Annotated in this window: 8 protein-coding genes; all 8 read right to left on the reverse strand. The window is 39.6% G+C overall.

Annotated features, from left to right (window positions below; translation table 11 throughout):
• Positions 1–930 precede the first annotated feature (930 nt).
• A complete protein-coding gene (locus GLP24_RS05700; RefSeq protein WP_152653097.1) occupies positions 931–1290 on the reverse strand; it encodes a hypothetical protein in 360 nt (119 codons plus the stop codon).
• Positions 1291–1523: 233 nt separating this feature from the next.
• Entirely contained in the window at positions 1524–2441 is a 918-nt protein-coding gene (locus GLP24_RS05705; protein ID WP_045031295.1) for a DMT family transporter, read from the reverse strand.
• 348 nt (positions 2442–2789) lie between these two features.
• Entirely contained in the window at positions 2790–4580 is a 1791-nt protein-coding gene (locus GLP24_RS05710; RefSeq protein ID WP_232615671.1) for a bifunctional metallophosphatase/5'-nucleotidase, read from the reverse strand.
• Between the two features lie 164 nt (positions 4581–4744).
• Positions 4745–4963, reverse strand: a complete 219-nt coding sequence (locus tag GLP24_RS05715) for a hypothetical protein (RefSeq protein WP_101768684.1) — start codon at positions 4961–4963, stop codon at positions 4745–4747.
• A 217-nt stretch (positions 4964–5180) separates the two neighbouring features.
• Positions 5181–6488 carry a serine--tRNA ligase gene (serS, locus tag GLP24_RS05720; RefSeq protein ID WP_101768683.1) on the reverse strand — a complete coding sequence of 436 codons (1308 nt, stop codon included), beginning with the start codon at positions 6486–6488 and terminating at the stop codon, positions 5181–5183.
• A gap of 126 nt (positions 6489–6614) precedes the next feature.
• Positions 6615–7955, reverse strand: a complete 1341-nt coding sequence (locus GLP24_RS05725; protein ID WP_232615672.1) for a replication-associated recombination protein A — start codon at positions 7953–7955, stop codon at positions 6615–6617.
• Positions 7956–8027: 72 nt separating this feature from the next.
• Positions 8028–8648 (reverse strand): outer membrane lipoprotein chaperone LolA, encoded by a 621-nt coding sequence (gene lolA / locus GLP24_RS05730; RefSeq protein WP_232575192.1) that lies wholly within the window; start codon positions 8646–8648, stop codon positions 8028–8030.
• Positions 8649–8752: 104 nt separating this feature from the next.
• On the reverse strand, positions 8753–11812 hold the full coding sequence (locus GLP24_RS05735) for a DNA translocase FtsK 4TM domain-containing protein (RefSeq protein ID WP_407951493.1): 3060 nt from the start codon (positions 11810–11812) through the stop codon (positions 8753–8755).
• Between the last annotated feature and the right edge of the window lie 336 nt (positions 11813–12148).

Below are 12148 nucleotides of genomic sequence, written 5' to 3' on the forward strand. Positions count from 1 at the left end.
GTATTACCTTTATAAAAATGTTTGATCAAACAATGCAATAGAATATGAAATTCAAGAAGTATAATCCGTGATTAATAATTAACTTTGTAATCTTGGTTGTATTTGATCCGACAGATACGCTGTAACGCTGTAACGCTGTAACGCTGTAACGCTGTAACGCCCAAATACAACAAAGGTCGCCATAAATAGCTTATCAGTCTGATATAACCCAAATACCCGTTAAACAGCCCCTAGAAACGATTTTAAGACCACAAATACCGATCACTCGACACCTAGTATGACGTATCTCTAAAAACGGCTGTATTTAATAGTATGCATCTAATCCGTACTACGCGATCTCAATTCATACAAAAAGTATCGATTAGGTCTTATTTTGATAAGTTTTATCCGTAAAAATCAGCTAAAACATCACGTTGTTATTTTGTTGCTCAGGTTAACAATAACGACAATACACATTTAGTGATATTTAACGGACAGAAGCCCTAAAAAGATAAAATTAACCCTACAACGCGCGGATAGTAGATTCCCTATCTCGTTCGTAACCTCACTGTAGGGAATGACGGGGTTAGTTTGGCATTCACTTAGCCCATTATTCACATCTCGGAAGTCGAGGCACGAGGCTATCCGTGATCTACTCACCGCGTGATTGAGCCCAAAAGACGCCAGTGAAAATACGCTAGAATCCCACCCAAAACACTGACTCTACAACGCGCGGGCAGTAGATTCCCTATCTCGTTCGTAACCTCACTATAGGGAATGACGGGGTTGGGGCTTGGTATTAACTGCAATAAAGGGCGAGAGAAAGGCTTGGCATTCACTTTAAGAAATGGCGAGGTATTAGTTCGTATGTTGACGATAACAATAATGACTAATTAGGATTTTAAGCATCGCAATACCGCCACTATAAGCGGTATTTAATATCAAATTTTTTTATTCAGCTAAAAATGGCATAAATGTTCGCAATAATAAAACCAATAAAACACCCAAACCTAAAATAATATATGAGTTTTGCTTAAACTGTCCTCGATAACGATCAACAATGAAAACACGAACATATAGAAAAATAACACTCACCATTAATAGTATTGGAATTTCAATTAGATGGCTCAAACTTTGATGTCCATATCCAACAGAAACCAAACAAGTCCAAACCAACAGCAATACTATTGGTAAGCAAATATCACTCCAATAAAGTGCATTCCTTCTTTTCGCATTAATCCAAGCTAAAGACGCTAAACTTACATAAACAAATAAAATCAAACCAAAAATCAATAAAATTTCAATAACCAATACCTCTTAAAAAATATATTTAATCCGCACTACTCACTTCAAGTCTCTATTTATACCCAAAGCACCAATTGCGTCGTATTTTGATAAATTGTATGCGTGAATAATAAATCACGTTTGTAATAAACCACAATACGCATTTAATAATATTTAGCACCATATACAATCAACAACAACGCATGCTTTTCATCTCGCTACCTCAAGACTCGAAACTAACCAACCGCAGGCGATCAATCTTAGTTGTTGTGCACTACTTTTAAAGCTGAACGCCGCTTGAAAATACCTTTAGGTACTTTAGTCAATAAAATACCCACAAGAAGAGGTAGCATCATGAGCAATGATTGTTGAGACAGCGCCTCACCATTGATATAGCTAGAAATCAGTAACGCCACTACAGGAAAAATCAGAAAGCATATAGACGCTTGAAAGGGGGTTGATACCTGCACCAGTTTGAAATACGCAACAATACCGCCAACACTCGCGACAAAGCCAAGGTAAACAACCGCTGACATTGAATCCCACGTGAATGCTTCAACGTTTACGTTTTCACTCACAGCTGAAACTGCAAATAAAAATAGAGAAGCGATGAAGCTCGGTAGTGCGTTGTAAGTTAGCACTTCAATGCCTTTGCAGTGCTTTTGAACTAACACATACATAATAGCGTGCATAGCAACAGCAACACCTAAGCAAACAGTACCAATAAGATAATCATCGCTGCCCATTTGCATTTCATTTGCAAGAATTAAACACAAGCTAACAACAGCTGTAATTAACCCTAATATTTGATGCTTTGCCAATCTTAAACTCAAAAACAGACCTGACATTAACATTACTGCGACGGGCATATTGGCGAAGATTATTGATGCTAAACCAGAAGATATGTATTGCTCACCAAAGATCATCAGCGTAAACGGAATCGCGAAGTACATCAGTGCGACAATAAACAACCATCGACGCTTACCTTTAGGAAATAACAATGGTTGGTTGAGGATTTTTGCCAAGACCACGAGTAAAGGGGCTGCCAGTAAAAAGCGTAGCGCGGTGGCAAAAATAGGGGGAATAGAATTCAATGCGACTTCCATAGCGAACCAAGTGGTTCCCCAAATTAAGCAAACAGAAACAAAAAGAAAGATAGTGAGTAACTTTGAATTCATAGTGATCCCTCATTAATAATAATTGTAAATCATTGCAGTGTGGCGCAATAATAATGTATTACAGTATAGAGATATTATTAGGGAAATAAATTTCATTTACATCTATAATTAAAATAATTTATAGAAAATTATTCTATTTTTAATAAATAAGTTATAAATATTTTCTACAAAAATCAAAAACAATAAAGACATTATTCTTTACAAGGTCTATTGGACGGTATTAAATATCGATGAAATTATGGGACTTATAGAAGAAAGACAGCAACATAGAAAGAATAAATAAAGGGCACATGATATGCCCTTTGTAGTGTACTTAATATAATACAACCAGCAAACGCAATGGATGAATTAGTGCGTATTACGGGTTAAATCCGCTTCTGTTAATGCCGCAGTATTGGTGTAACGACCATTATCAATACTTGGTAATGCAACCTTGCCGCTATTAACCAGTTTAGCGATACGTTGTTGATCAGCTTTAGAGGTTGATAAGCCAATAACCGACCAATCATTTTCAGTTTTACCTGTAATATGGCCTTTTTTAACATCACGAATATAACGCATGGTTAATTGACGAACTGTGCCAGCTTCAGTGCCGTAATGGGCTTTTGAATCAAACAGCACCTTAAATTTATGGCCTTCAAGTACCCCACCTTTTTTCGTTAAATGTCCCATACGGTAGCTATTCATGCCTAAATTAATAGTTTGTGCATCCGTAATCAGTTTACCGTTCATTTTAAGGTTGGTAATACGATGACCTGCCGCTTTGGTTAAATCAATTTGGTAAGTGACGCCACCGAAAATGTCGTGGGTACTGTATTTTGATGAACGACGTTTAGCATCAAAGCTGTAAGTAAGATCAGTAGGTTTAACACTATTGAAATACCCCGCTGACCATTCCATATAGGTTTTTAAATCTTTCCCTGTCATTTCATAAACCGTGTATTCACCACCTGCATATTCATAGTTAAAGTTAATATCTTTAACTTTAATATCGCCGACAGGTAACGATGGATTCATATTATCAAGGTGAACCGCAATAACATTGGCTTGCGGAGCAAAATAAAAACCGACTTCTTGGAAAAGCGACGTTAATCCAGTGTCATGCAATTGGCTATCAGGAATGCCTTTAATGGTATTTTTCGGCACCAGATCTTGACCCTCTAATTGGCCGATAACTTTATTAGCATCTTGCTGAAGCTTATGATGATAAAGCTTAAAGATAGTTTCCATCGTTGGATCTGATGGTAATTTATTCATATTGTAAGTGAAGCTATCTTTACTGATTAGAGTGTATTTACCCTGTGCATCTTTTTTGAAATTCAAATCAATGCGAGATAACGCGCGACCATATTTATACGGTTCAGTAATAATAACCCCATTGATCATCGCCTTATCTACTTTAACGTGCATATGACCCGCAACAATGGCGGCTAACTCTGGGTTGGCACGTGCAATATCACCTACGCCAGTATCGGCAATGTTATTTTCGTTATCAATACCCATATGCGCCACTAAAATGATGGCATCGGTTTTATCTTTAATTTGGGTAATAACTTTTTTAACTTCCAGACTTGGGTTACTAAAGGTCAGATCTTGCAAGCGATCACTGCCATTAGCAAAAGCCGCGATCATTGGGGTATCCATACCAATGATGCCAATTTTGACACCCTTACGTTCAACAATTTTATAAGACGGTAAAAAAGGAGAGGTTGCATTATGGAAAATATTACCGGCGAGTGGCGTACCGTTAAACGTTGTAATGGTATTTTTAAGTACCTTTAAACCAAAATCAAATTCATGATTACCTAACACATAGGCATCATACTTCAACTGATTAAAGCCTAACATCATTGGGCTAATGGGATCGTTTTTAAAAGTTTCGATATTATTGCCCTGAATCGCATCACCCGCATCGACCAATATAATTTCAGGATCTTGCTTTCTTAACTCGCCAACTTTTGTCGCTATTTGGCTTAAACTACCGGATAAATTAGGTTTATCGGTAGTGTAATCCCAAGGAATAAATCGCCCATGAAGATCTGATGTACCTAAAATTGTAATATCGACTTGTTCTGCATAAACAGATTGTGAACTGACTAAAAGGGAAAATAATACTGTTTTATAAATGTTCTTATTCATTACTTGAATTACTCATCCGTTGATTTAAACCGTATATGGCATAAGAGCATAATTATACACAATCAACATGCCAATATTCCTAGCATGTATAACAATTATGTAATTTATATTTAGGGATGAGGAAATAACAAAGGTCGCTTAACGACCTCTATTACATATTAAAATTAACGTCGTAGCTTACAACAAAATTTATTATACGTATTATCCATGCGACCAATACATTCTTGAGTGGTTATCTCATCTATACGATGTTGTGATTTATAATTATGTAACTCTCGCTCTAAAAGATGCAATGTATTTTCAACAGCTATAGCAGCATGAGGTTTATTAATAACTATGATTGCTAGTTGTTTAACTAATGTGTCGTAATGCTGATGCGGCATATAATTATCCCTAACAAAAAACTTAAAAGTTAACGAAGCAGTATTTTACATGCATATCTTATATTTAACGAGCATATCTGATAAAAAACATAATAAATATTCCAACAAAACAAAGGCCGCTTAAAATAAGCCAAAACCATCTCTATCTTTCTTCCATAAAAAAACCCAGCCTTATCGACTGGGTTTTTAAGTTACATGCTTATTACAGTATCAGTGATTAACCAATGTGCGTTGCGTTACGCATGTACTTACGAAGTACTTCAGGGATCATAATACGGCCATCTGCTTCTTGGTTATTCTCAAGAATAGCAACCATAGTACGACCAACAGCAAGACCAGAACCGTTTAGTGTGTGCAGTAGCTCAGGCTTCTTCTCGCCTTTACGACGGAAACGCGCTTGCATACGACGTGCTTGGAAATCCCACATGTTTGAACATGAAGAAATCTCACGGTAAGTTTCTTGAGCAGGAACCCACACTTCTAAGTCGTAAGTTTTGCAAGAACCAAAGCCCATATCGCCAGTACAAAGTACCACTTTACGGTAAGGTAGCTCTAGAAGTTGTAGCACTTTCTCAGCATGACCTGTTAGTTCTTCAAGTGCTGCCATTGAATCTTCAGGGCGAGTGATCTGAACTAGCTCAACTTTGTCGAACTGGTGCATACGGATAAGACCGCGAGTATCACGACCGTAAGAACCGGCTTCTGAACGGAAACATGGTGTGTGTGCAGTCATCTTGATTGGCAAATCTGCTTCATCAGTAATGGTGTCACGCATCATGTTAGTTACAGGCACTTCCGCTGTTGGAATTAATGAAAGCACACGAGGCTCTTCATCATTCACTTTTTCTGTTAGCGGTTGCGTGTGGAATAGATCTTCACCAAATTTAGGTAATTGACCTGTACCAAATAGGCTGTCAGCGTTCACTAGGTACGGTACATACATTTCTGTGTAACCGTGTTCTTCAGTGTGAAGATCTAGCATGAACTGTGCAATTGCGCGGTGTAGACGAGCAAATTGACCTTTCATTACGATGAAACGTGCGCCAGTGATTTTCACTGCACTTGCGAAATCTAAACCACCAGCCATTTCGCCAAGATCTACGTGATCTCGAACTTTAAAGTCATACGATTTTGGTTGGCCCCAACGTAAAACTTCAACGTTCTCTGACTCATCTTTACCCGTTGGTACAGAGTCATCAGCAATATTTGGTACCATTTGAGTAATAGTATCAAGTTGACCTTGAAGCTCAACTAATGCTGTTTTAGCATCATCAAGCTCAGAACCTAGGTTGCCGACTTCAGCCATAATACGTTCAGCTTCAGCGTGATCACCTTTCGCTTTTGCCTGACCAATCGACTTCGATCGCGAGTTACGCTGTGCTTGAAGCTCTTCTGTTGTTACTTGAAGAGACTTACGTTGCTCTTCTAAGTTGCGTAAAGTTTCTACATCAAGGTTAAAACCACGACGCGCGAGTTTTGCAGCTGTTTCATCCAGCTCAGTTCGAAGTAATTTAGAATCTAGCATGCTAATCCTGTGCTCTTAATAGTCTGAAATGCGCGTTATTTAGGCATTTCTTATTAAAATAGTTATAGTTGGGAGGCAATAATAACGAATTATTGCCAATCACTTAACGATACCCAAAAAGCCTTATTATTGGTAGCGCTTTAGCGGGCTTTTTGCATCTAAAGAAGCAAGATAATCCAACTTTTCTGATATTTTTATCTCTAAGCCCCGTTTTGAAGGCTGATAATAAACCCGATCACGAATTTCACGCGGCAAATACACTTCACCAGCGGCATAAGCACCCGGTTCATCATGAGCATAACGATAACCGTCACCATAACCCAATTCTTTCATCAGTTTGGTGGGTGCGTTACGCAAATGTGGCGGTACTTCAAAATCAGGGAATTCACTCGCATCTGCTTTTGCAAGATTGAACGCAACATACACTGCATTACTTTTGGCAGCACACGCTAAATAAACAATTGCTTGGGCTATCGCGCGTTCACCTTCATAAGCACCAACACGGGTATAACAATCCCATGCCGACACCGCCACTTGCATTGCACGCGGATCAGCATTACCAATATCTTCTGATGCAATGGCTAATAATCGCCGCGCAACATACAGTGGATCACAACCCGCTTGCAGCATTCGCGCAAACCAATACAACGCACCATCCGCGTTTGAACCACGAATAGATTTATGTATTGCAGAAATCATGTCGTACCAAAGGTCGCCTTTATTATCAAACCGAGCAACCTTTTCACCCGTCACTTCTGCTAATAATTCAACGGTAATTTGTTTAATACCCTGATCATCTTCTTCAGCCATATCAATCAACTGTTCAAGATAATTCAATGCCATTCGTGCATCACCACGCACAAATTCAGCCAATTGGTGTTTTACTTCACCAACAAACACAAAATTAGTTTCGCTAATACCACGTTCTTTATCTATTAGCGCTTGTTCGATCACTTCAAGAATTTCATTATCTTCAAGGGATTTTAATTTATACACCCGCGCACGGGATAACAGTGCATTGTTAAGCTCAAACGAGGGGTTTTCAGTAGTGGCACCAATAAAAGTAACAGTACCATCTTCAATGTGTGGCAAAAACGCATCTTGCTGACTTTTATTAAACCGATGGACTTCATCAACAAACAAAATAGTGCGTCTGCCTGCCATTTTATTATCACGCGCTTTATCTATCGCAGCACGAATATCTTTAATGCCAGAAGTCACGGCAGATACTCGCTCTACTTCAGCATTAGCGTAATTAGCAGCTACTTCAGCTAAGGTTGTTTTACCTGTTCCTGGTGGTCCCCACAAAATCATCGAATGCAGTTGACCGGCTTTTAAGGCTCGACGCAGTGGTTTACCTTCACCAAGAATATGTTGTTGGCCAATATATTCCTCTACCGTACGTGGCCGCATTCTTGCTGCCAAAGGTCTAAAATCTGAGGAAAAATCTAGGCTGAGATTATTCAATATAATGACTCCCCTAAGACAGAAAAAGGTGGCTCATTCGCCACCTTTTATAATAATTTAATTCAATAACAATTAGTTACGTTGGTCATCTAACTCAACACCTTTGGGTGGCGTAAAGGTAAATAAACTGGCAGCAGGTGTCGTGCGTTTAAAATCGCTCAAGACATACTGACTGCGTTGTCCATCAGTTTCAACCACAGAAAAATTACGTACATCACCCGCTTTTGATACCGTGACCACGAATTTATCCATTGATGAGGTTTTGTCTTTTGGCGTTAAAGTAAAGGTATCCACTAATTGGGCAACATTATACTTCGACCAATCACTTGCACTATTACGCGTTAATAATACAAATGGCGTTTGCTCTGTGGCGTCTTTAAGCCACATTGCTGTTACTTGCTCAACAAACGGGCTGTAATACCATACCGTTTTACCGTCTGAAACTAATAGGCTTTCATCGGGTGTTTTTGTTTTCCAACGAAATAAATTTGGGCGCTTAATCGATAAATCGCCAGTACCATTCACTAAAACTTCACCATCAGGGCTGGTGACTTTTTGAGTAAAGTTAGCGCTAAATGCATTCACTTTATCAAGACGGCTACTTAGTGCTTGTTGCGGTGTTGCAGCCCATGCACTTGACGCGACCAACATTGGTGCGGCAACTAACATGCTCATTATGAGTTTCTTCATCATATTCGCTAACCTCTTTAGTATTAAACCGCTGTGACAATCACTATCACAGCGGTTTTATTTACACTTTAGTGCTTACAGCAACTGAGTGGTTATATCGTTATTTATTAATCGTGATGCTGTACTGGCGCAGGTGCTAACACTTCACGGTTAGCATTATGCCCCGGTGCACTCACAATACCATGCGCTTGTAATTGATCAACAATACGTGCAGCACGGTTATAACCAATCTTAAATCGACGTTGTACACCTGAAATAGAAGCACGACGCGTTTCTGTTACAAATGCGGCAACTTGATCAAACAACTGGTCTAAATCATCATCACCTGATGGTGCTTCACCCGGCAGTAAACCATCAGCACCTTGGTTTGAATCAACAATATTTTCTATATATTGAGGTCGACCACGCGCTTTCCAATCATTAACCACATTATGCACATCGTCATCAGATGCAAATGCACCATGAACACGAATGGTATGACTTTGACCTGACGGTAAGTACAACATATCACCCATACCAAGCAAGGTTTCAGCACCACCTTGATCAAGGATAGTTCGTGAGTCTGTTTTGGTTGATACCGTAAACGCCATTCGCGTTGGAATATTGGCTTTAATTAAGCCAGTAATAACATCAACAGATGGACGCTGGGTGGCTAATACTAAGTGAATGCCTGCCGCACGAGCCTTTTGGGCTAAGCGTGCAATCAACTCTTCTACTTTTTTACCTACAACCATCATCAAATCAGCAAATTCATCAACGATAACCACAATGCTTGGCATTTTTTCCAATAATGGTGGGTATTCGTCCATGGTGTCACCCGCCTTCCACAATGGATCATGGATTGGGTGTCCCGCTTCTGCGGCTTCTTTTAGTTTCGCGTTATAACCTGCAAGACTACGTACACCACACTTTGACAGCAACTTATAGCGGCGTTCCATTTCACCAACACACCAACGCAGTGCATTACCGGCATCTTTCATGTCAGTAACCACTTCCGTTAATAGATGTGGAATACCTTCATAAATTGATAATTCCAACATTTTCGGGTCAATCATAATAAAACGACATTCTTCTGGCGTACATTTGTAAAGTAAGCTCAAAATCATTACGTTTACACCGACAGATTTACCTGAACCTGTAGTACCGGCAACCAATAAGTGCGGCATTTTACTTAAATCAGCAACAACCGCTTCACCTGCAATATCATTACCCAACACGATAGGTAATGCACCACCCACGTTTTGGAATTTCTCACTGGCAATCACTTCCGACATAAATACCGTTTCACGACTTTTATTCGGTAGCTCTAAACCAATGTAAGGTTTACCCGGAATCACTTCAACAACGCGTACTGATGTAGTTGATAATGCACGCGCTAAATCTTTTGATAGACCCGAAATACGGCTAACTTTTACGCCAGGCGCAAGATCAAGTTCATAACGTGTAATAACAGGGCCAGGGTAGATACCTTTAACTTGAACTTTGATTTTATAATCAGCAAGTTTTGATTCAATTAAGGTAGCGATAACTTGTAACTCTTCATCTGATGCTTTTTCAACTGTTTTACGGGGTGGTTGCAACAGATCCAATGTCGGCATCGGTGAAGTAGGAACAGGTAAATCAATATCTCTTTGCATTAAGAATGGATTATCTAATCCGGCAAGGTGTGCTTGTTCTTTTTGCTTATCACGAATACGTTTTAGGAAGATTTCATCATCTGTTAACCCTTCTTCTGAAGTATCAACATCCGCTGTAGGAGCAACATGTTCTAGAGGCGCAACATAGGGCTGAGGTGCAACATACGGCGCAGCATGTTCTACTGGCGCAACATATGACTGAGGTTCAACATATGGAGCCGCTTGTTCTACTGGCGCGACATAAGGCTGAGGTTCAACATACGGCGCAGCATGTTCTACTGGCGCAACATGGGGCTGAGGTTCAACATATGGAGCCGCTTGTTCTACTGGTGCAACATAGGGCTGAGGTTCAACATATGGAGCCGCTTGTTCTACTGGTTCAACATAGGGCTGAGGTTCAACATATGGAGCCGCTTGTTCTACTGGTGCAACATAGAGCTGAGGTTCAACATATGGAGCCACTTGTTCTACTGGTGCAACATAGGGCTGAGGTTCAACATATGGAGCCGCTTGTTCTACTGGTGCAACATACGGTTGAGGTTCAACATACGGAGCCGCTTGTTCTACTGGTGCAACATAGGGCTGAGGTTCAACATATGGAGCAACTTGTTCTACTGGCGCAACATAGGGCTGAGGTTCAACATATGGAGCCACTTGTTCTACTGGTGCAACATAGGGTTGAGGTTCAACCTGATGTGTAACGGTATCCATTAATGGATCAACTGCGGCTACCGCTTCCGTTGAACGAATAATGGGTGTTGTATTCGCAGAGGTATAAACAGGATCTTTACGCTCAAAAGAAGGTTCGCCAGGCTGAGATGGATGAGTATAAGATGATAATAATGGATCATCTTGTTCATCATTAACCTCATGCAGATGCTTAGCGAAAGGCATATCTGATTCGGCCGCAATGTCAGTAGCAAACGGACGCATCATTTCATGTTTATCTGAACGTAACTTATTCAGTATCCACGTTAGGCTTGATAATGTTTTCTCGCCTAATTGATCAACAATCGTGGTCCATGAAACACCCGTAAATAAGGTAAAACCAACCGCCCATGCAAACATAAGTAGCAAAGTTGCACCTAATACATTGAGTAATGGTAACGATATATTTGCAACTACGTCACCAATTACGCCACCGGATGAAAAATACCAAATATCATCAAAGTTAAGATCTGCTAAACCACAACTACTTAAAATTAATAAAATTAACCCTAACCAGCGTGTACCGTAGACCATATAATCTAATGACAGCATTCTGGCTCGACGTAGAAAAACAAACCATCCTAATAACACTAAAACAATAGGAATAATGTAAGCCAGTGATCCAAAAATAAAGAACAGTGTATCTGCGACTAATGCGCCAAACGAGCCAGCTTTATTCTGAACAACACCTTCCCAAGCGGTCTGCGACCAAGATGGATCAGCAGGATTAAATGTGACGAGTGCTACCATCATATAAATGGCAACCAAAATACTGATGATCAAAAAACCTTCAATAATGCGTTGCCCACCTGATAAACGCATTTTGGGCAGTTTTTTACCTTTAAACTTCCTCAAGAATAACTCCGGTGTTTCTATCAAATTCGAATATTTTGCCAACATGCTGATATTTTCAGCGCCCAAAGTAAATACTTTGCTGCTAATAACAATCTTGCATCAGATACCAAGCAATATCGTCGGCAAACTCACAAATATAAAGTAAAAATCTTAATGCCATCATTCTATACTAAAAGACCACATTGTCTGTGTTCGTCGCCCTTTAAAATAAAAATTTTTTTAATCGTAAGCAATAAAAGCTAACTATCACAAACGACTCATCGCTATTTATTTTAGACGTTCAGTGATTAAATAAATTCATCA

This window comes from Photobacterium carnosum (genome assembly GCF_021236965.1).
GTDB lineage: Bacteria > Pseudomonadota > Gammaproteobacteria > Enterobacterales > Vibrionaceae > Photobacterium > Photobacterium carnosum.